General features: G+C 42.7%; 20 protein-coding genes. 6 read left to right on the forward strand and 14 right to left on the reverse strand.

All coding sequences use genetic code 11. The features are described 5' to 3' along the window. Positions 1 to 21: 21 nt before the first annotated feature. The 3 genes from K2225_RS02705 to K2225_RS02715 form a co-directional block, all read right to left on the reverse strand. Positions 22 to 180 (reverse strand): hypothetical protein, encoded by a 159-nt coding sequence (locus tag K2225_RS02705; protein WP_220583356.1) that lies wholly within the window; start codon positions 178 to 180, stop codon positions 22 to 24. A gap of 107 nt (positions 181 to 287) precedes the next feature. Continuing rightward, a complete protein-coding gene (locus K2225_RS02710; RefSeq protein ID WP_089652758.1) occupies positions 288 to 401 on the reverse strand; it encodes a GapA-binding peptide SR1P in 114 nt (37 codons plus the stop codon). Between the two features lie 193 nt (positions 402 to 594). After that, positions 595 to 1,449 (reverse strand): polysaccharide deacetylase family protein, encoded by an 855-nt coding sequence (locus tag K2225_RS02715; RefSeq protein WP_220583357.1) that lies wholly within the window; start codon positions 1,447 to 1,449, stop codon positions 595 to 597. A 138-nt stretch (positions 1,450 to 1,587) separates the two neighbouring features. Between K2225_RS02715 and K2225_RS02720 the strand changes: the two genes are divergently transcribed. The 3 genes from K2225_RS02720 (at position 1,588) to K2225_RS02730 (ending at position 4,932) form a co-directional block, all read left to right on the forward strand. Further along, a complete protein-coding gene (locus tag K2225_RS02720; protein ID WP_220583358.1) occupies positions 1,588 to 2,664 on the forward strand; it encodes an FUSC family protein in 1,077 nt (358 codons plus the stop codon). 38 nt (positions 2,665 to 2,702) lie between these two features. Further along, the gene (locus K2225_RS02725) at positions 2,703 to 4,238 is read left to right on the forward strand and encodes a glycine betaine uptake BCCT transporter (protein WP_220583359.1); all 1,536 of its coding nucleotides are present in this window, start codon (positions 2,703 to 2,705) and stop codon (positions 4,236 to 4,238) included. Positions 4,239 to 4,557: 319 nt separating this feature from the next. Next, positions 4,558 to 4,932: a hypothetical protein gene (locus K2225_RS02730; RefSeq protein ID WP_220583360.1), complete on the forward strand. Its 375-nt coding sequence runs from the start codon at positions 4,558 to 4,560 to the stop codon at positions 4,930 to 4,932. A gap of 237 nt (positions 4,933 to 5,169) precedes the next feature. Here the strand turns inward: K2225_RS02730 and lpdA are convergent, their stop codons facing one another. The 5 genes from lpdA to K2225_RS02755 form a co-directional block, all read right to left on the reverse strand. Further along, positions 5,170 to 6,579: a dihydrolipoyl dehydrogenase gene (gene lpdA, locus K2225_RS02735; RefSeq protein ID WP_220583361.1), complete on the reverse strand. Its 1,410-nt coding sequence runs from the start codon at positions 6,577 to 6,579 to the stop codon at positions 5,170 to 5,172. Between the two features lie 3 nt (positions 6,580 to 6,582). Next, positions 6,583 to 7,881: a dihydrolipoamide acetyltransferase family protein gene (locus tag K2225_RS02740; RefSeq protein WP_220583362.1), complete on the reverse strand. Its 1,299-nt coding sequence runs from the start codon at positions 7,879 to 7,881 to the stop codon at positions 6,583 to 6,585. A gap of 28 nt (positions 7,882 to 7,909) precedes the next feature. Further along, positions 7,910 to 8,887, reverse strand: a complete 978-nt coding sequence (locus K2225_RS02745) for an alpha-ketoacid dehydrogenase subunit beta (protein ID WP_220583363.1) — start codon at positions 8,885 to 8,887, stop codon at positions 7,910 to 7,912. A 3-nt stretch (positions 8,888 to 8,890) separates the two neighbouring features. Then, positions 8,891 to 9,973 (reverse strand): pyruvate dehydrogenase (acetyl-transferring) E1 component subunit alpha, encoded by a 1,083-nt coding sequence (gene pdhA / locus K2225_RS02750; protein ID WP_146818847.1) that lies wholly within the window; start codon positions 9,971 to 9,973, stop codon positions 8,891 to 8,893. Between the two features lie 467 nt (positions 9,974 to 10,440). Beyond that, positions 10,441 to 11,130: a YkyA family protein gene (locus K2225_RS02755; protein ID WP_370632690.1), complete on the reverse strand. Its 690-nt coding sequence runs from the start codon at positions 11,128 to 11,130 to the stop codon at positions 10,441 to 10,443. 214 nt (positions 11,131 to 11,344) lie between these two features. Here K2225_RS02755 and def point away from each other — a divergent pair, with 214 nt between their 5' ends. After that, positions 11,345 to 11,899 carry a peptide deformylase gene (gene def, locus K2225_RS02760; RefSeq protein WP_220583365.1) on the forward strand — a complete coding sequence of 185 codons (555 nt, stop codon included), beginning with the start codon at positions 11,345 to 11,347 and terminating at the stop codon, positions 11,897 to 11,899. Positions 11,900 to 11,979: 80 nt separating this feature from the next. Here the strand turns inward: def and K2225_RS02765 are convergent, their stop codons facing one another. Further along, entirely contained in the window at positions 11,980 to 12,756 is a 777-nt protein-coding gene (locus tag K2225_RS02765) for a Cof-type HAD-IIB family hydrolase (protein WP_220583366.1), read from the reverse strand. Between the two features lie 438 nt (positions 12,757 to 13,194). Between K2225_RS02765 and K2225_RS02770 the strand changes: the two genes are divergently transcribed. Both K2225_RS02770 and rnjA read left to right on the forward strand, forming a co-directional pair. Continuing rightward, on the forward strand, positions 13,195 to 13,404 hold the full coding sequence (locus K2225_RS02770; RefSeq protein WP_220583367.1) for a DNA-dependent RNA polymerase subunit epsilon: 210 nt from the start codon (positions 13,195 to 13,197) through the stop codon (positions 13,402 to 13,404). Positions 13,405 to 13,407: 3 nt separating this feature from the next. Then, positions 13,408 to 15,078 carry a ribonuclease J1 gene (gene rnjA / locus K2225_RS02775; RefSeq protein ID WP_160912931.1) on the forward strand — a complete coding sequence of 557 codons (1,671 nt, stop codon included), beginning with the start codon at positions 13,408 to 13,410 and terminating at the stop codon, positions 15,076 to 15,078. Between the two features lie 42 nt (positions 15,079 to 15,120). On the opposite strand, the gene K2225_RS02780 is transcribed toward rnjA, so the two are convergent. From K2225_RS02780 to K2225_RS02800, 5 genes are all read right to left on the reverse strand, one after another. Beyond that, positions 15,121 to 16,842 carry a pyruvate oxidase gene (locus tag K2225_RS02780; RefSeq protein WP_220583368.1) on the reverse strand — a complete coding sequence of 574 codons (1,722 nt, stop codon included), beginning with the start codon at positions 16,840 to 16,842 and terminating at the stop codon, positions 15,121 to 15,123. Positions 16,843 to 17,041: 199 nt separating this feature from the next. Further along, the gene (locus K2225_RS02785) at positions 17,042 to 18,424 is read right to left on the reverse strand and encodes a coiled-coil domain-containing protein (RefSeq protein WP_220583369.1); all 1,383 of its coding nucleotides are present in this window, start codon (positions 18,422 to 18,424) and stop codon (positions 17,042 to 17,044) included. 27 nt (positions 18,425 to 18,451) lie between these two features. Further along, positions 18,452 to 18,727, reverse strand: coding sequence for a hypothetical protein (locus K2225_RS02790; protein WP_220583370.1), 276 nt, complete (start codon positions 18,725 to 18,727; stop codon positions 18,452 to 18,454). A gap of 1 nt (position 18,728) precedes the next feature. Continuing rightward, positions 18,729 to 19,277, reverse strand: coding sequence for a hypothetical protein (locus tag K2225_RS02795; RefSeq protein WP_220583371.1), 549 nt, complete (start codon positions 19,275 to 19,277; stop codon positions 18,729 to 18,731). 125 nt (positions 19,278 to 19,402) lie between these two features. Beyond that, positions 19,403 to 20,074: a BMQ_0737 family morphogenetic spore coat protein gene (locus K2225_RS02800; RefSeq protein WP_160912922.1), complete on the reverse strand. Its 672-nt coding sequence runs from the start codon at positions 20,072 to 20,074 to the stop codon at positions 19,403 to 19,405. Positions 20,075 to 20,251 lie beyond the last annotated feature (177 nt).

A 20,251-nucleotide genomic window follows, 5' to 3' on the forward strand; every position in this document is an offset into this window, starting at 1 on the left:
GTGCGGGCTTCTTTTTTTATGTTATTGTTCTTTTTCGCGATCCTCTGCCTCTTTGGCGCGATCCTCTGCCTCTTTGGCGCGATCCTCTGCCTCTTTGGCGCGATCCTCTGCCTCTTTGGCGCGATCCTCTGCCTCTTTGGCGCGATCCTCTGCCTCTTTGGCGCGAAAGGATTTCCTCACATCGTAAATCCTTTCGCGGAACAAAAAAGAACCAGGTCCATGACCTGGTTCTTTCCTTTTATGCGTCCTATTCAGGAATGATGCCCCCATTTAATAGTACATACTCTTTATTTATCTTCTGGTTTGTTGCAAGTAGGACAGGTGCTGTAAAGAGTAGAAACCTTTTCATTTTCGTAGTGCTCAATTACCTTCTGACAGTCTTGACATACGATTGTACCCATTCACATCCACTCCCCATATTTGTAATCGTTTTCAACGTAATTTTATTCTAATATGGCACAATCGAAAAATCAAGCCCAAAAGTATAACTTTTTATAAAATGTGTCATACTAATAATTTCTCTTCCTACTAGTATATGATCAGGATTCATCTTTAAGCCTAAAAAAAGATCACTCGTGGGAGTGATCTTTTCAGCTATGGTGTTTGAATCAGGGCTGGGTCTAACAGCTCGTAGCCTTTCTCTCGCAGACCATCTGCGATAAGACCGAGTGCCTTATTTGTCCATTCCCGGTCGTGCATGAGCAGGTTAGCACCGTTATTTAGAAGGGGAGTATTAACCATGATGTCAGCAAGAGCTTGAGCGTCCTGGTATTCACTTTCCCAATCGTATCCATAGGTCCAGTTCATGACGAGCATGCCTTCTTCTTCTGCCAATTGCTTAGAAAAATCGGTATTCTGTCCAAATGGGGCACGGAAAAAGATTGGTCGTTCACCTATAATTTCTTCGATCTTATCATTCAGTCCAACAATTTCTTTTCTTTGTTCTTCTTCATTTAGGTCAGGTAAGCTCGCGTGGGTTTCTGTATGATTTCCAATAGGAAAACCCATTTCGTGAATCTCTTTTAATTTTTCTTTTTCTTCTGGTGTATCAATGAAATGGCCATTTACAAAAAAGATTGCAGGTGCATCTTTTTCTTTTAACGTTTTAGCCATCTCTACTGCGTGAGTATCTGGTGCATCATCAATGGTAAGGAGAGCGACTTTCGGATTCGCATCTGCGATCGGTTTGAAAGACCAGTTCCCCGTCAATTCATATTGTGGTTCTACATTCCTGTCGAAGGCTTCGCCTCTCTCGACAGGTTCTTCAGGTTCTTCAGCCTCCTCTACCTCAGCAGCTGTTTCTTTCGATTCTTCTTCCTGTTCAACTTCTTCCGTCGCCTCTTTCTCAGCTGGCTCTTCTTTCGTTTTTTTAACCTCTTCACTGTTTGCTCCCGAGCAGGCAGAAAGCAGAAAGATCAGTACAAACAACAAACTTGTCCATCTTTTCATAGGTGTTCCCTCCACTGTTATGTATTTCCACTTCCTCCATTATAAAAGAAAAATCAACATTTTTTCTATCGTTTTCGGGTAAAATATTATATAATGTTTAACCGTGGTCTCATGACTTCTTACATATGGGTGATCAAAATGCTACATTCATTGAAAAAATTCAAATTTTTAGGAAGCCGTACATTGAAAACGGGGATTTCTGTCTTTTTGACTGCATTGATTTGCGGTTTTTTTAATTTACCCATCATATTTGCTGTCATCACAGCTATTGTAACGATTGAACACACCGCTGCAGATTCGATTAAGAAAGCCTTCGTCCGCTTCCCTGCCTCAGCCATTGGCGCTTTACTTGCGACGGCATTTTACGGGATGCTTGGAAAAGGTGCTTTGACATTCGCTCTTGTAGCTATGGTGACGATCGCCGTCTGTCACAAACTGAAACTGGATGATGGAATTTTAGTCGCTACCATCACGGCGACTGCCATGATTCCAGACTTCCAGGACCACTATGTGGTTTCATTTTTCACGAGATTGGGTACAACCTCCATTGGAATCATCATCTCTACTTTTGTGAATTTTTTCCTTTTACCACCCAATTATTCGCCTATGATTTACAAAAACATCAACGGTTTGTATAATCATGCTGGTCTGCTTTTGAAACGAATAATTTCTGAGGTTACGGCAGAATCTAAAGAGAAAACTCGTGTGATTCAGAGGTCCTACCGGCAATTGACGGCCCATCTGGAAAAGACAAATCAGCTTTCTCAATACCAAAGGGAAGAGTGGAAATACCACCGCCACTTAGAAGATGAGATGGTCGCTTTTCAACTCTCTCAACGGAAACTGGCGGCATTCCAACAAATTGCTTATCATCTCGGAAACTTACAGTACGTCCAAACAAAAGCCTCTGATTTTACGAAAGAGGAAAAAGAGCTTTTGCTTGCACTTACAGAGGAATTCACCAAAGTACTTAGTGACCCGACCCACTCGATTAATGAAAGGCAATTCGAGATGGTCAATCAATTGGATGATGCATTCTGGAAATGGAAAGAAGACCATGTCGTAAAGCAGACAGGTTACCGACACCATTTACCACCGCAGACGATCTTAATTTATGAATTGCTTTGTTTTCACGATGTCTTGGAAGAATTGCAAAATTTGTCAGAAAAACAAGAACAATTAGTGAAAAAATGCTATTTAACAGATCATTCATAATGTGGTGAAGAAATCTTTTATTAGGAGGGAAGTCAGTAATGAAACAAGTATCAAAAGTGTTTTACATTTCAGTTGTTATCGCATTCTTATTTATTGGCTGGGGAATCATCCCAGAAGCTACATTACCGACTTGGAACTTACAAAATGTAACATCAAACATTCAAGGTTTCCTGACAGAGAAATTTGGATGGTTCTACTTGCTGTCAGCTACAGGATTCTTAATTTTTGCTATCTTTTTGGTCTTCTCGAAATATGGAAAATTAAAACTAGGTAAGCCTGATGATGAACCGGAATATCCATACATTACATGGTTTGCCATGCTCTTTAGTGCTGGTATGGGAATTGGACTAGTTTTCTGGGGATCTGCAGAACCCCTTTTCCACTTCCATACTCCACCGATCCCTGGTCAAGAACCGATGAGCGAACAAGCGGCTCAGTCAGCTATGAAGTACACGTTCTTCCACTGGGGATTTCACCCATGGGCCTTCTACTCTGTCATCGCTCTAGCCCTTGCTTACTTTAAATTTAGAAAGGACGCTCCTGGCGTGATCAGTGCCGCTCTCACACCAGTCCTAGGTGAAAAGAGAGTGAAGGGTCCTCTAGGTACGATGATTGACTTTATCGCTGTATTCGCAACAATCTTTGGTGTAGCGACATCTCTTGGATTAGGTGCACTACAAATTTCCAGTGGTCTTGCCTTTACCATTGATGGGTTAGAAGATACGTTCACACTACAACTTACGATTATCGCTGTTGTAACTATCCTCTTTATGACTTCAGCCATGACTGGTTTGAACAAAGGGATTAAATACCTTAGTAATACGAACGTCGTACTTGCTATTGGTTTGATGGTATTCATGTTGTTTGCAGGTCCGACAAACTTTATCATGGATTATTTCACAACATCATTCGGATCTTATCTCAGGGATCTTCCATACATGAGTTTTCGGATGACTCCATTTGAGGAAGATAGTTCATGGGTTCAAAGCTGGACGATATTCTATTGGGCTTGGTGGATTTCCTGGGCTCCATTTGTTGGAACCTTCATTGCACGTGTATCCCGCGGGCGTACGATCAGAGAATTTATTTTAGGTGTACTTCTAGTACCGACAGTCTTCGGAGCTCTATGGTTCTCTGTATTCGGTGGAACAGCTATTTCACTTGAGTACTTCAATAATGTTGATCTCTATTCAGATGTCAGCGAACTTGGAGCTGAAGTCGCTCTCTTCTCTATGTTGGAAAATGTACCACTAGGATCAATCATGTCCATCATTGGACTATTGCTCATTAGTACGTTCTTTATCACATCTGCTGACTCTGCCACATTCGTACTTGGCATGCAGACGACAAACGGAAGCTTGAATCCTACAAACCAAGTGAAATTCACATGGGGAGTCATTCAGGCTGGAGCAGCTGCTGTCCTTCTTTGGCAAGGTGGATTAGGAGCATTACAAACGGCAGCGATCATCGCAGCCTTCCCGTTCACCTTTATCATGATTCTCATATGCTTCTCCTTGTTTAAAGCATTCCAAGAAGAAGCGAAAAAAGTGGACCTTAAGAAGAAAACAAAATAAAGCATCAAAAAGGAACCCAGAATTTGTTTCTGGGTTCCTTTTTATTTTGATCCTTATGAGGCTTACTCTAAAGTCAACAAAGGCCCCACACCCCTGTCCCCTCTATACGCGCAACCTTTGTTTCAACACTTCGGCCTACGCTGCATATTAACACCTAAAGATAGATACCGCCCCTTTAGGTTTTATTAAGGATTTTACAATCGATGTCACAATACAACATGCCACTATCATTTCCATGACAAAACGATAACATGTAAATAATCTGCCTAGTTCCTTGTTACACTAAAAATGGATCAAAGACAAGGGAGTGGGTCGGACTATGATCAATCGTATTATCCTATCTTTTTTAGCAATATTCTTACTCGCGGGATGTCTACAAAAAGGGGAAACCGTACAAGTACTTACAGCTACACCTGAGGATTATGAATTATACTTATACTCCGAGGCGGACCAGGAAAAGTCCGCACAGGATTACTTGAGCGCCCTTCTGGATTGGAAAATGAAACAGGATGACGGGACTGAATTACAGTTCAAACAGACGGAAAAGGACAAAAACGAATTGAGCATCCCGACGGAAGAATTACCCGTCCTCGTAGTTAAAGAAAAAGGTAAAACGATAGCCACGATTTCCGGAAACAACCCACGGGAAAAAATTTTAATGACTTTGGAAAATCATATAGCGATGGTTAGATGAATTCCAAGCCTCCCTTAGTATAGTGGAGGCTTTTTTATGTACTTAGTAAGGATTTTAGTTAAAGGACGTTAAAGCTTAGTTTGAGTACATTAACTCCCTATTATAGGACATTGATGCTCAGTTTGAGGACATTGACTGACCGCTAAGGGACATTAAAGTCCGGTGAGCGGACGATGAACTCTTTCCGAAACAAAAAAGCCCGACAGACTCATAGGAGCCGTCGGGCTTTTAATCTTATTATTTAACGATGTGAATCGGTTGATCAATCGCAACTTCAGCTGCTTCCATCGTGATTTCACCTAGTGTTGGGTGAGCGTGGATCGTAAGCGCTAAGTCTTCGGCAGTCATGCCGGATTCGATCGCCAAGCCAAGCTCAGCAATCATGTCACTAGCATTCGCACCAGCGATTTGAGCACCAATGACAAGGCCGTCTTCTTTACGTGTAACGAGTTTCAAGAAACCGTCACTTTCGTTAAGAGATAGCGCACGTCCGTTTGCTGCAAATGGGAACTTAGATGCTTTGACATCATAGCCTGCATCTTTGGCTTCCTGCTCTGTGTAACCAACAGAAGCTAGTTCTGGATCAGAGAATACGACCGCTGGAATTCCAAGGTAGTCGATTTCTGACTTCTCACCAGAAATCGCTTCTGCAGCGATTTTACCTTCATAAGAAGCTTTGTGAGCAAGCGGTGGTCCTTCAACGATATCACCGATCGCATAGATGTTATCAATGCTTGTACGGCACTGTTTATCGATTTCGATCAGACCTTTGTCTGTCATCTTAAGTCCAAGATCTTCAAGACCGATTTCGTCTGTGTTCGGACGGCGACCGACAGTGACAAGTACGTAATCCGCATCGATGGATTTTTCTTCACCTTTAGCTTCATACTTAACCGTCACGCCGTTTTCCGTCTCTTCCACACCTTGAGCCATAGCTTCCGTTACAACGTCTACACCTTTTTTCTTCAGACGCTTCTTAACGATGGAAGACATTTGCTTCTCGAAGCCGCCAAGGATGTCTTTTGTTCCTTCAAGGATGGTTACTTTTGTACCGAAGTTTGCATACGCTGTACCAAGTTCAGTACCGATGTAACCTCCGCCAATCACGACCATCTTCTCTGGGATTTCATCCAGGTTCAAAGCACCTGTTGAATCTAGAACACGATCAGAGAATTTAAAAGAAGGGATCTCAATTGGACGAGAACCTGTTGCAATAATGCAATTGTTGAACGTGTATGTTTGAGAGTTTTTCTCGTCCATAACACGAACTGTGTTTTTATCTACGAAGTAAACTTCGCCTTTTACGATGTCTACTTTGTTTCCTTTAAGAAGACCTTCGACACCGCCAGTCAGTTTGTTTACAACGCCGCCTTTCCACTCTTGTACTTTAGAAAAGTCAACGGTTGTATTTTCTGACTTGATTCCCATGTCTTCCGCGCCTTGAGCGTGTTCGTAACGGTGACCGGCTTGGATCAACGCTTTGGAAGGAACACAACCGACGTTCAAACAAACGCCGCCAAGGTTACCTTTGTCGACAATGGTTACATTTTGACCGGATTGTGCAGCACGGATGGCGGCAACATAACCGCCAGGACCCGCACCGACAACTAACGTATCTAGTTCAATTGGGAAATCTCCTACTACCATACTTTACGCCTCCATCATGATTAGTTGTGGATCGTTCAGTAAACGCTTGATGTTGTTCATTGCGTGCTGAGCTGTCGCACCATCGATGATACGGTGGTCGAAGCTTAGGGAAATCGCAAGAACTGGAGCTACTACAACTTCACCATCGCGTACGATTGGCTTGTCTGCAATACGTCCGATACCAAGGATCGCCACTTCTGGGTGGTTGATGACTGGTGTGAACCACTGGCCACCGGCAGATCCGATATTCGTAATTGTAGTGGAAGCACCTTTCATTTCTTCAGATGATAGTTTACCGTCACGAGCTTTTACAGCTAGTTCATTGATTTCGCTTGAGATTGAGAAGACAGACTTGCGGTCTGCGTCTTTAACGACTGGAACCATTAGGCCTTTCTCTGTGTCTGCAGCGATACCAATATTATAATAGTGTTTCTGAATAATTTCATCCGTATTGTCGTCAATTGACGTATTAAGAACAGGATATTTTTTCAGAGTAGAAACAAGAGACTTCACAACATATGGAAGGTAAGTCAACTTGATGTCCTGCTCAGCTGCAACAGCTTTGAACTTCTTACGGTGAGCAACTAGTTCAGATACATCCACTTCGTCCATCAACGTAACGTGAGGAGCTGTGTGCTTGGAGTTCACCATAGCTTTGGAGATCGCTTTACGGATCCCGCTCATCTTCTCACGAGTTTCAGGGTAAGCTTCACCTGCAGCTGGAGCTGCTTGTTGCGTAGAAGCTGCTTCTTCCTGCTTGTCTTCAGCCGGAGCTTCTGTCGCTGCTTCCGCTTGTCCGCCGTTCATGAAGCTTTCAACGTCTTCTTTAAGAACGCGTCCGTTTTTGCCGGATCCTTGAACTTTACGGATATCGACATCGTTATCACGCGCGAATTTACGCACAGAAGGCATCGCTACAACACGGCGGTCTTCGTCGACGTCACCATCGTTTGCAGATGCAGCTGGTTGTTCAGCTTTTTCTTCTTTACTTTCTTCTTTAGGTGCTTCTTGTTTTTCTTCTTTCGGCTCTTCTTTAGGCTCTTCAGAAGCAGGAGCATCTTCAGATCCATCATCGATTGTGATGATAACTGTTCCAACAGTCGTTGTTTCACCTTCGTCCACGTGGATGTCTTTGACCGTTCCATCTACTTGGGAAGGGATTTCTACTACTGCTTTATCGTTTTGTACTTCACAAAGTACATCGTCTTCTTTTACTTCGTCGCCAGGCTTGACGAACCACTTCGCAATTTCACCTTCGTGGATACCTTCACCGATATCAGGCAGTTTAAATTCGAATGCCACGGTTATTACCTCCTAGTATTAGAGATGATTAAAAGTTCATAACGTCGTTGACTTTTTCAACGATCGTGTTGTGATTTGGCAACCATACTTCTTCTGCTTGTGTGAATGCATACACCGTGTCTGGTGCTGCTACACGCAATACAGGAGCTTCAAGGTGAAGGATGGCTTTCTCTTGAATTTCAGAAACAACGCTCGCTGCGATTCCTGCTTGTTTTTGAGCTTCCTGGACAACAACAGCGCGGTTTGTTTTCTTAACAGATTCAAGGATTGTTTCGTAATCGACTGGAGATACAGTACGAAGGTCGATGACTTCAGCACTGATTCCATCTTTTTCAAGCTCTTCTGCAGCTTTAAGAGAAGAGTGAACCATTGCACCATAAGCAACAAGAGTAACGTCTGTACCTTCGCGCTTAACGGCAGCTTTATCAAGATCTACTGTATATTCTTCTTCCGGCACTTCTTCACGGAATGAACGGTAAAGTTTCATGTGCTCAAGGAAGATGACAGGATCGTTATTACGGATGGAAGAGATCAAAAGACCTTTCGCATCGTATGGATTGGATGGGATAACTACACGAAGACCAGGCTGTTGAGCCATTAGACCTTCAAGGCTGTCTGCGTGAAGTTCTGGTGTGTGTACACCGCCGCCGAAAGGAGAACGAACTGTAATCGGCATTGGACGAGTACCACCAGAGCGGTAACGATAGCGAGCCATTTGACCGCTGATTGCGTCCATAACTTCGTATACGAAACCGAAGAATTGAATTTCAGGTACCGGACGGAAGCCTGTAAGAGCAAGCCCGATGGACATACCGCCGATTCCGGATTCAGCTAGTGGTGTATCAAATACACGATCTTCGCCGAATTCTTTTTGAAGACCTTCAGTCGCACGGAATACTCCGCCGTTTTGACCAACGTCTTCACCGAAAACAAGCACGTTTTCATCATTTTTAAGTTCTGTGCGCATCGCGTCTGTGATGGCTTGGATCATTGTCATTTGTGCCATGATTTACTTCGACTCCTTTTCCTTATATTCTTCCAACTGCTCTTTCAAGTTTGAAGGAAGTTCCTCATGCATGATACCGATCAGATCAGTAACACTTTGTTTTGGAGTATTGTCAGCCTCTTTAACAGCTGCTTTAATTTCTTCTTTTGTTTTTTCGATCAATTCGTTTTCTTCCTCTTCAGACCATAGGCCTTTCGCTTCGAGGAACTTACGGAAACGAACGATTGGATCTTTCTTCTCCCACTCGTTGTCTTCATCTTCCGTACGGTAACGAGTCGGATCGTCTCCGGCCATTGTGTGTGGGCCATAACGATAAGTAAGTGTCTCGATCAATGTCGGACCTTCACCGTTCACAGCACGCTCACGTGCATCTTTCGTTGCTGCATAAACAGCAAGAACGTCCATACCGTCAACCTGGATGCCTTCGATTCCGGCAGCTACTGCTTTTTGAGCGATTGTTTGTGCTGCAGACTGTTTCTCAACAGGTACAGAGATCGCAAAGCGGTTGTTTTGTACGACGAAAATCGCTTGCGCACCGAATGCACCAGCAAAGTTGATTCCTTCATAGAAGTCACCTTGGGATGCTCCGCCATCACCTGTGTATGTGATTGCTACAGCATTTTCACCGCGTTTTTTATAACCAAGACCAACACCAGCTGTTTGCGTAATTTGCGCACCGATGATGATTTGTGGGCTTACTGCGTTGACACCTTCAGGCATTTGGTTTCCTTTATAGTGTCCACGGGAGAATAGGAATGCTTGGTAAAGTGGAAGACCGTGCCAGATCAATTGTGGTACATCACGGTATCCTGGAAGAATAAAGTCTGCTTTCTCCAATGCAAATTGGCTTCCAAGCTGAGATGCTTCCTGTCCTGCAGTTGGAGCATAGAATCCAAGACGTCCCTGGCGGTTAAGTGCGATGGAACGCTGGTCAAGAATACGCGTATAAACCATACGGCGCATAATTTCTTTCAGATCTTCATCAGATAGGTCAGGCATAAAATCTTCATTTACGATTTCGCCTTCTTCGTTAAGGATTTGAAACGTTTCGAACTGGTTTTCAATGTTCTCAAGAGTTCGTTTCAAAGTCATTCACCCTTTCCTTTCGTATTTTAAAATGGATGCTGTGAGTAGCTTTCCCAATTATGAAAAAAAACTGTACCGATTTGCTCTTTACGTTTTACCCTGAACACATATTTATTAATCATGCAGGGGCGTTTATAGAAACTGTTACATTCTTCAAGTAAGATTCAATGGTACAATGTCAATCCATTATGTAGTTTAGCTCAAATCGTCATCATTCGTCAATCACTTCACTACATAATATCTATACATAGTCATAGAGGCTTCTGACAGCAGTCGAAAAATGACTTATTTTGTTATTTCAGAACACGATACTGTATCACCACAAAATTAAGCCTGTATTAATCTTACGTCTTTTTTCCTTTACAATCAAATGAATTGTTCCGTATGAGCTTTCCTACTGGTCCCGTCATCATGCGTGTGCGCTCAAATAAAAAGCCGTTGACGAATGTCCGTCAACGGCTTTCCTATTATTCCTCTTCTGAAGCAGAGGATTCTGATTGTTCTTCATAAGTTACATCAAGTTCCATCGCGTCATAAAGTTCTTTCTTCAATGTATTGTACTCTTCTGTATGTTCATTGAATGTTTCATTATGTTCAATCACTTCATTATATTTCTGATTGATCTTATCAATTTGTTCTTGAAGTTGTTCTTCCGTCAAATCTTCGTTCTGCATCATTTCATAGAGTTTGGCATCCATGGTTAATGCTTCGTCGTATGCCCCGTACAAATTTTGATAAGAGTCATATCTTGCATTCATCGTGTCTACAAGCTGCTCTGCTTTTTCTTTTGCATCTTCGTTCTCTTCCTCTAAATCTTCAATAAGAGGTTCGATCTTATCAAATTCTTTTTTAGCTGCATTAATGCTTTCTTTCTCCAGTTCGAGCTTTTCTCTTCGTTCCTCAACAATTGAGGCTGCCTGCTTCGACTTTTCCTTGATTTCATCAAATTGATCCATATTCAAATTGATGATTTCTTCATATAACTGTTGTTCTTCCGTTTCAAGATCCACCATCGGCTGCTGTTGTTCGCGGAAAGCATCTTCTTGAGTCACCGCTTTTTCCAGATGTTCATAAATCTGTTCTTCTGCTGACTGCCCTGTGCAGGCTGATAAGAAAACTGCAACTGCCAGGAGCACCACTAGCTTATGTACTCGCACACCTTTTCCCCCTCGAATTCCGTGAAACATTATTGTAATCTAAACGTATCTACAATAGTATAATAAATGATATTAAATGAAAAGTGCCTTTTTCACATATGTTACCATTGACATAGAAGAGAAAAGGACTTACTTGAGAGCTCTTTATTTTATTTTTATGACTACATGATTGGGGCTTTTTTTGAAAATGTATAGGTTGAAAGGATGTTGCTGAATGATCACAATGGACGATATTGTTCGTGAAGGTCACCCTGCTCTGCGTAAAGTGACAGAGGAAGTGCCTCTTCCCCCTTCTGAGGAAGATAAAAAAACGTTGGAAGAAATGATCCAATACTTGAAAAACAGCCAGGATGAACAAGTTTGTAACCGTTACGGCCTCCGTCCCGGTGTAGGCTTGGCTGCACCACAGATCAATGTGAATAAACGGATGTTAGCCGTTCATTTCACTGATATGAAAGATAAGTTATACAGCTATGGCTTATTCAATCCTCGTATTGTCAGTCATTCTGTGGAAAAGACCTACCTTTCTACAGGAGAAGGATGCCTTTCCGTGGACCGTGAAGTGCCTGGTTATGTGCCACGCTATCGCCGTATCACAGTGAAAGCCACGGACCTTGAAGGAAATGATGTGAAGCTGCGCTTGAGGGATTATGCAGCGATTGTCTTTCAACATGAAATTGACCATCTCCATGGTGTTATGTTTTATGATCACATCGACCAGGAGAATCCTTTTAAGGAGCCTGACAACGCTACACCAGCCGATCGATAAAAACCAAAAGCTCCACCGTCCAAGGACGGTGGAGCTTTTTTAAAATTCTTCCGGATTAGGTTCGGTTTGTTAAAGAAAGGTTACTTCAGCAAGCCTATTTCATAAATCGCATGAGAGAGGCCGTCTTCCCCTACATCTTTAGTTACAAAATCACTGACGGCTTTCGTTTCAGATACCGCATTTCCCATCGCGATCCCTGTTCCTACCTCACGGATCATTTCGATATCGTTCAACCCGTCACCAAAAGCGTAAGTATCCTCCATCTTGAGACCGGCTGCTTCGATCATCTTCTTGATTCCTTCCGCTTTTGATCCACCTTTAGGAAGTACATCACAGGAAACGGGGTGCCAACGGATGTAATCGAAGGATTCGTATGCATCTCTATATTCTTCGATTTCATCCCCTTCACAAAACAGGAGGGACTGATAAATATTTCTTCCTTTGAAAAAGGAGGCGTCCGCACTAGGGTGATCAATATACAGCGTTCCTAGACTTTCTTCGATATGATTGTGATCCGGTACAGAAGCTTTCATTTCTTCATGGTTCATGAAGACCATTGGATGGTCATTCTGCTCTGCGTGTTTATGAAGTCTTTCTAACTCAGGTTCAGATAGTGGATTTGTGTAAATTTCTTTTCCTTCAAAAACGACATATTGTCCGTTGAAACTGACAAAGGAATCGATTCCAAGTTCCTCTCTCAACTTCTTGTACATGAAAGGAGCACGACCAGTTGCAATGGCGCAGTACACTCCTTCATCTTTTAATGCTTGAATCGCTGCTTTCGTTTTCTCTGGTAACTTTTTATCGTGATCCAGCAGTGTTCCATCGATATCAAAAAAAGCAATTTTCTTTGTCATCCTATTGTTCCTCCTCGGCGTCTTCAGTGCAATTTCGTTTATGTATCATAGCATACCCCACTCTTTGGCTATACTGTAGCATGAGTGGATAGGTTTGAGAAGAAAAACACACGATATATACAAAATCTAATATGTAAATGTTTCATTCTTCCACAAACCGTATTATACTAGAGATAACAGGGATTGGGCGGTTTAACGTTTTTTTGTTTTCTTCTTCACAATGAAAGGGGATAGATGCACATGATGAAGCGTCTACGAAGGAAGCTTAGAAAACGTTGGAAAAATTTCATGAAACGAAAAACATACGCGTAAACCATTGTTTTAGGGTGTACCGAGCACCCGCACATACCATTATCATTCCCATACAGGAAACAAACGTGCTATGATGATGACAGGACAAGAATGTGGAAATTATATCTAGTTAGGAGCGATAGAGTAATGATATTTAAAGTACTTTATCAGGAACTTGCGAGCGAAGTTCCTGTCCGTGAACGTACAGACAGCATGTACGTGGAAGCGGAAACAGAAAGACAAGTTCGTGAAAAATTAAAAAATGAAGGATTCAATATTGAATATATTCAGGTGCTTGATGAGGATCACCTTGAGTATGAACAGCAATCCGAAGATTACAAAGTGGAGAATTTTTAACCGATGAAATTCGTCAAAAATGACCAGACAGCCGTATTCGCCCTGGGCGGACTCGGTGAGATCGGTAAAAATACGTACGGAGTACAATTCCAAGACGAAATCATCCTCATTGACGCTGGTATCAAATTCCCGGAAGACGAGCTGCTCGGTATCGACTATGTTATTCCGGATTATACGTACCTCGTCCAAAATCAAGACAAGATCAAAGGGCTGTTCATTACGCACGGTCACGAAGACCACATTGGTGGAATTCCTTACTTGTTGCGTGAAATCAACATTCCAATTTATGCGGGCAAACTGGCGCTCGGCCTGATCCGCAATAAGTTGGATGAACACGGTCTCTTGCGGAATGCGAAACTGAATCCTATTCAGGAAGACGATGTCATCAAATTCCGTAAAACGTCCGTATCGTTCTTCCGTACGACGCACAGTATCCCTGATTCCTACGGTGTGGTAGTTAAAACTCCACCAGGAAACGTCGTACACACAGGGGACTTCAAATTCGACTTCACCCCTGTAGGAGAACCAGCTGATCTTGCTAAGATGGCTGAAATCGGTAAAGAAGGCGTGCTTGCCCTATTATCCGATAGTACCAATGCAGAAGTTCCTGGTTTTACTAAGTCCGAACGAATCGTAGGACAAAGTATCGATGACATCTTTTCGCGTATGGATGATGGTCGATTAATCTTTGCAACCTTTGCATCAAACATCCACCGTCTTCAACAAGTGGTGGAATCTGCCGTTAAGAAAGGCCGTAAAGTGGCTGTTTTCGGACGAAGTATGGAATCTTCCATCCGAATCGGTCAGGAACTTGGATATATCCGTGCCCCTAAGGATACATTCATTGATGCCCAGCAGATCAACCGACTTCCAGCAAATGAAGTCGTGATCCTTTGTACAGGCTCACAAGGTGAACCAATGGCTGCCCTGTCACGTATCGCCAACGGAACTCACCGTCAAATTCAAATTCAACCTGGCGACACCGTCGTGTTCTCTTCTTCCCCAATCCCTGGAAACACGATCAGTGTCAGCCGTACGATTAATAAACTCTACCGTGCCGGTGCTGATGTCATCCACGGCCCATTGAATGACATCCACACATCCGGTCACGGTAGCCAGGAAGAAATGAAGCTGATGCTTCGTTTGATCCAACCGAAATTCTTTATGCCGATTCACGGGGAATACCGTATGCTGAAGGAGCACACGAAGCTCAGTCACGATTGTGGCGTCGAGCCTGAGAACTGCTTCGTCATGGATAATGGTGACGTCCTTGCTCTTGGTAAAGAAGAAGCAAGTGTCGCAGGTAAAATCCCGTCCGGGTCTGTCTATGTCGACGGAAGCGGAATTGGTGACATCGGTAACATCGTCCTTCGTGATCGTAGAATTCTTTCTGAAGAAGGTCTTGTCATCGTAGTCGTCAGTATCAATATGAAAGAATTCAAGATCGCATCAGGTCCTGATATCATCTCGCGTGGATTCGTCTACATGAGAGAATCAGAAGACTTGATCAAAGAAGCACAGAATCTCGTCAGCTCCCATGTTGAAAAAGTGATGGAGCGTCGTACGACTCAATGGTCTGAGATCAAAAATGAAATCACAGATACCATTGCTCCGTTCTTGTTTGAAAAGACGAAGCGTCGTCCGATGATCCTTCCAATCATTATGGAAGTGTGATCGTAAAAAAATCCCCGCTGGATTTCCAGCGGGGATTTCTTTTTATGTCAGTCGTTTCAATGCTTTTTTCATGTCCGGTAAGTCGAGGTTTCCGGATTCAAAAAATTCTTTGACGATATACTTGGAAAAGTTAACGGCTGACTGATAATCAATCTTCCCAGGGAGTGGCGCCTGGTCTTCAATGACGACATCAATCAGTACAGGTTTTTCGGAAACGAAGGCCTGCTTCATTTTTGTAGAGAGCTCTTCATAGGACTCCACTCGATAGCCTTCTCCCCCACAAGCTTCCGCAAACTTAGCGAAGTCCACTTCTCCCAAGTTTGTCGCATAATTCAAATGCCCCATCTGTTCTTGTTCGTACTTAATCATCCCGATTTTACTATTGTTCAGCACGATCATCTTGATCGGCAGCTCATATTTAACGGCCGTCACAAAATCATGCATCACCATGGAGAATCCACCATCACCGGAAACTCCGATTACCTGTTTATTCGGATACGCTTTTTTCGCAGCAATCGCTCCAGGAAGTCCACTTCCCATCGTTGCCAACCAGCCAGACAAAACGAACTTTTGGTTCACAAGATGCAGGAAGCGGGAAAGCCATACGGTCACGTTGCCTACGTCGCCAGAGATAATAGCCCCCGGTTCCATATGTTTTTCAAGTTCGTACATCACCTGAGGCGCATGTAATGGGTTCTCTGTGGATCTTTTCTCCTCTTGAAGAGCGATTCTCCAGTCATTCATTTTTTCCTGGTAATACTCGAGATACTCTCTCTTTTCAACAGGAGCCGTAAGCTTGGCAAGAGCAGCGAGCGTTTCTTTACTGTCCCCAGCAAGTCCGACTTCAATGGGATAGTACTTCCCGAGGTTTTCAGGCTTATTGTCGATTTGAATGGCTGCAACATCATCAGGCAGGAAATCACGGTATGGAAACTGTGTGCCTACGAGAATCAACAGGTCCGTTTCCTTCATGGCATGGTAAGCCGGCTTTGTACCGATTTGACCATGCTGTCCGAGGCAGTAGGGATGATTATCAGGAATCACTCCTTTTGCAAGCAGACTTAAAATAATGGGAGCTTTAATCGACTCGGCAAAATCGATCAGTTCATTCGGGGCATTTCTCGTTCCCTGCCCTGCCAAAATGATCGGTTTTTCTGCTTTTTCAATAAGTTGCCTTGCTTCGTTTAATTGTTTTTGTGAAGGGAAAATTTCTGGTCTATAATAATCTCCGGAAGTGAGGCGGACCTCATCTGTCTGCTTGGCCGCAAATAAATCATCAGGGACAATCAGGACAGATACACCTTTATGTGCGTAGGCTTCTTTAATAGCCTGGTCAAGCAGGTCTGGGAGCTGTGCTTCCGTCTCTGCCCGGCGGTTGAATACCGCGACATCATCGAACATTCTCTCCAGGTTGATTTCCTGGAATGCCCCTGTCCCTACTTCTTCACTATGCACTTGTCCAACAATCGCAAGAACAGGCGCGCTGTCCGCTTTGGCATCATAAAGGCCGTTAAGTAAGTGAACCGCTCCAGGTCCAGCGATAGCGGCTGTAACTCCGATCTTCCCTGTCAATTTAGCATAAGCAGCTGCTGACAAGGCTCCGGTTTCCTCGTGGCGGACTTGGACGAATTCAATTTCATCCTGCCTTTTCCTTAAATCATCGATTAGCTCGTTGATGGAATCTCCCGGCATACCATATATATGATCGACACCCCAATTAATGAGTTGTTGCGTCATGACTTCACCTGTTCGTTTATTGAACATCCAAATCATCCTTTCAAGCTCCATATTATCTTCTATAACCTTTCTTATTTCCTTTTCCCGCTTTTCTTAAACAAAAAGATGGATGAGCAAACCTAATCATCCATGTGCTGCCTATCAGTCTTATCGTTTCTCATTTTCGATCTATTTACTGATAAAATAAAAAAAGCGCTGCGAATAATCATTCGCAGCGCTTTCTGAACTACTTTTTATTCTCTTTGTCTTCCAGTTCAAGTATTTCATTTCCCAGCTGATCAATTTTCTCCTCCAGAGACTTCATAAACAGAATTTTCGAATCCAGTTCTTCTTCGTATTCAAAAGTCTGACCAAGGATCTTTTTCATTTGCTCATCTAAAAAGGTTATCATATCTTCGGAAGCATCCCCTGTTTCATTTGAAAAAGCATGCAAGTATTTTTGATTGAGTTTCACCAGTTTTTCATTCTCAGCCTTCCATTGATGCAAAGACTGTTCTTTTTGCTCCAGTTCAGAGCGGGCGGCAGATAATTTCTTTTCTAACTGCCCTTTCGTCCGCTCCCATTCTTCCTCTTTCTTCTTCCATTGCTGACATTCCTTTTCGTAAACCTGATTGTTCGTCTCGAACTGCTCTTTTTCTTTTTTTAATTGTTGAAGCAATTGGTCATTTACTTTTTGCTGACCCATTAATTTGTCTTTTTCCTGCTTCAATTTTTGAATCGAGTCTTGTAAAGTCGGCAATTTCTGCTCAAACGCTTTACTCGTGGCACTTCGTTTTTCAAGCTCATTTTTTAAATGTCGAATCGTGGCCTGCTGTTCGGACTTTTCTTCTAAAGAATTCTTTAACCTGCTTGCCTGCGATTCATTTTTAGCAAGGAGTTTATTGAATTTTCTATCCTTATCTTCATAGGCAGCTTTCAGTTTTGTATACTCTTCTTTCTCTTTCTCCTGTTTATTCATCAATTCAGCATAGGTTTCTTCTGCCTGATGTAAGGATTTTTTGTACGTATCCATTTGTTTGTCTCTTTCCACTTGTTGAGACTCTAACCCCTGGACCTTTCCATTTAATTCTTCTTTTTCTTGAAGGATCATTTCCATGCTTTCTTTCAACGATTGGTTTTCTCCGGATAGATCAGCCAAGCGTGCCGCATGTGCAGATGCTTTTTCTTCATACTCCTGGATGGATTTTTTCCACTCTATTTTTATCTCATCCAGTTCTTTTTCTTTCTTATGGAGCCGATACTCGACTTGAGTGATCTCTTTTTTAGATGAGGAAAGGTGTTGGGAAATCTCCGAGAAATTTTTTTGATACCGTTCCGCTTTTTCCCTCCACACAGCCGCTTCCTCTTGTAACGCTTCTTGACGCTTCTGGCTATTGGACAATTGGGATTCTATTCCTTGAATCCTGCGATGGGCTTCTTCTGTGGCTACGCCTTTTTCTTTAATCAGTTCTTCATTCTCCTGCAAGAGTTCAGCATTTTCTTTTTTTAATTTACTTAAAAGAGCATAATGGTAGTTTTCCTGATAATCCTTGACTTTCTCTTTGTATTTGGCGAGTTCTGACTTAAAATGAATGATTTTCTGTTGAAGAACGATTGTGTCTTTTTCCATTTTCATTCCTCCCATCAACAAATCCACTTACTCCTCCAACAAATCAAGAATGTCCTTGAGCTTTTTTTCTTGTTCTTCCATAAGGGACTCCCATTTTTCATTGTCTAGAGGAGCGGAAGCCACAGGTTTATTCCAGGAGTGTCCTTGATGGAACATCATCATTATAAATAGCATATGAATGGTCTCCCCATCCAAAAACATGAAACTCTTGCCTGTATCGCCTTCCTTTACTTCTCCCAATTTACGAACCATCCATTGTTTTAGATACTTTTTCATTAAAATTTGGAGTTCCAGGTCATCCACCTCAGCCTTCCCCCTCCCTCACATTCGTTCCACTAACATGAATTTGATTCAAAGAAGGGATGCCATTTTCAAATCCATCCCCATACGTAAAACCTTTCATGCTCTCTGTATAATTCTCTTGAGGTGACCATTTCATTTGGAAATTATTAAACGATAAGAGGTTGCCAGGCTCTATCTGATTCACCTCTATTGGCTTCAACCAAAACTCTTCTTTATCGGATTTTTCATTCATCCTTTCCCAGGCTCCCGGCATGCGCATTTTCATGGTTGAGTCCTTGTAAACATATTTTCCGGAAAACCGAAGGATGGAAGCTTCTTTAAGCTTCAGACAGATGTAGGGGTTACGGAAGGGTTCCATTTGATGATTATAGATATGAAAACTTCCAATAAGCATGCTTTCTTGAGCTGGGTCGTGGGAAAAATGAATAGAATATGTAAAATAACAGTACGTGGATCGAGCCTGGTGTTTTTTTAGTGCTTGAATCTTCGCTTTAATGGATTGAAGATACTGGTCATTCTTTCTCTTCCATTGTGAAATGTTGTCCTCCACATTGACCACCTCCTCTAGTCTCCATGACTTCCTATTAATGGAGGACCCGCCGTTTGAGGGTTCACCATTTTTTGCAAAAATAAAAAGAGAGGATCAGATCCTCTCTTTTAATCTATGCTTAATATTTAAGCATCATCACCATTGTCGCCATCAACATTTGGGAACAATACAGGGCATTGTGGTGGAATTGTAGGAGTCGGGCAAGGCGGGATAGGAAGAATATCACGCGGTTGGCAGAACTCTGCTACGATTTCAAGTGTGACATCGTATGTGGACTGAATGCTTTGGCATAGACGTACAGTCACATCAACATCAAGCTCGTCGACTTCTGTTCCATTTTCTACACAGGAAGCTGTGCAAACGAAGCAGCTCAAGTCCGTGTAATCCACATCAATGTCTGTTCCTTCTGGTGCGCAAAGAAGGACCTGCTCACAGCGCGTGAATGTAGCGCTTCCAACCTCAACGGTTCCTCCACCTAATTCAGGTGTAAGTTCAACAGAAATGGTCACTTCAAAGTTTTTACGGATGTTGACAAGCTGCAAAGTCAGCAACGTACCATCGACAACAAGTTCCTGATCGACTCGGCCAAGAACCTCGACATCCACAGGCTCCACTTCACATGTTACTGAATCGATGACGATATCGTCACATGTCAACTGAGCCCCATCTGGACCGACTGGTAGTTCAAGTCCATCAACACTCAAATCGAAAGTCGCTTCATTGATAATCCAATCATAAACTTTTTCTGTGTTGATACATAGGAGCTCCTGGCCCCCAGTAAGATTTTTTGCTTGCATGATATGCAAACACCTCCGAATAAGATTTTTCTTTCATTCGTAGCATATGAACAGATGTACCGATGGGTCTAGTGCAAATGCTGATATTTCGTACGTTTTAGCATTTTGTGCGAACACCTATAGTAGATTCATGAACATGGATGGCTGAGACTGTCCTTATAAAAAGAAAAATCTAAA

This window comes from Halobacillus sp. Nhm2S1, assembly GCF_019599545.1.
Lineage (GTDB): Bacteria > Bacillota > Bacilli > Bacillales > Halobacillaceae > Halobacillus.

Excerpts from the sequence above, each read along its gene's own strand:
- K2225_RS02710 (WP_089652758.1), bottom strand. The coding sequence starts at position 401 with ATGGGTACAATCGTATGTCAAGACTGTCAGAAGGTAATTGAGCACTAC.
- K2225_RS02715 (WP_220583357.1), bottom strand. The coding sequence starts at position 1,449 with ATGAAAAGATGGACAAGTTTGTTGTTTGTACTGATCTTTCTGCTTTCT.
- K2225_RS02720 (WP_220583358.1), top strand. The coding sequence starts at position 1,588 with ATGCTACATTCATTGAAAAAATTCAAATTTTTAGGAAGCCGTACATTG.
- K2225_RS02725 (WP_220583359.1), top strand. The coding sequence starts at position 2,703 with ATGAAACAAGTATCAAAAGTGTTTTACATTTCAGTTGTTATCGCATTC.
- K2225_RS02730 (WP_220583360.1), top strand. The coding sequence starts at position 4,558 with ATGATCAATCGTATTATCCTATCTTTTTTAGCAATATTCTTACTCGCG.
- lpdA (WP_220583361.1), bottom strand. The coding sequence starts at position 6,579 with ATGGTAGTAGGAGATTTCCCAATTGAACTAGATACGTTAGTTGTCGGT.
- K2225_RS02745 (WP_220583363.1), bottom strand. The coding sequence starts at position 8,887 with ATGGCACAAATGACAATGATCCAAGCCATCACAGACGCGATGCGCACA.
- def (WP_220583365.1), top strand. The coding sequence starts at position 11,345 with ATGATCACAATGGACGATATTGTTCGTGAAGGTCACCCTGCTCTGCGT.
- K2225_RS02765 (WP_220583366.1), bottom strand. The coding sequence starts at position 12,756 with ATGACAAAGAAAATTGCTTTTTTTGATATCGATGGAACACTGCTGGAT.
- K2225_RS02770 (WP_220583367.1), top strand. The coding sequence starts at position 13,195 with ATGATATTTAAAGTACTTTATCAGGAACTTGCGAGCGAAGTTCCTGTC.
- rnjA (WP_160912931.1), top strand. The coding sequence starts at position 13,408 with ATGAAATTCGTCAAAAATGACCAGACAGCCGTATTCGCCCTGGGCGGA.
- K2225_RS02780 (WP_220583368.1), bottom strand. The coding sequence starts at position 16,842 with ATGTTCAATAAACGAACAGGTGAAGTCATGACGCAACAACTCATTAAT.
- K2225_RS02785 (WP_220583369.1), bottom strand. The coding sequence starts at position 18,424 with ATGGAAAAAGACACAATCGTTCTTCAACAGAAAATCATTCATTTTAAG.
- K2225_RS02800 (WP_160912922.1), bottom strand. The coding sequence starts at position 20,074 with ATGCAAGCAAAAAATCTTACTGGGGGCCAGGAGCTCCTATGTATCAAC.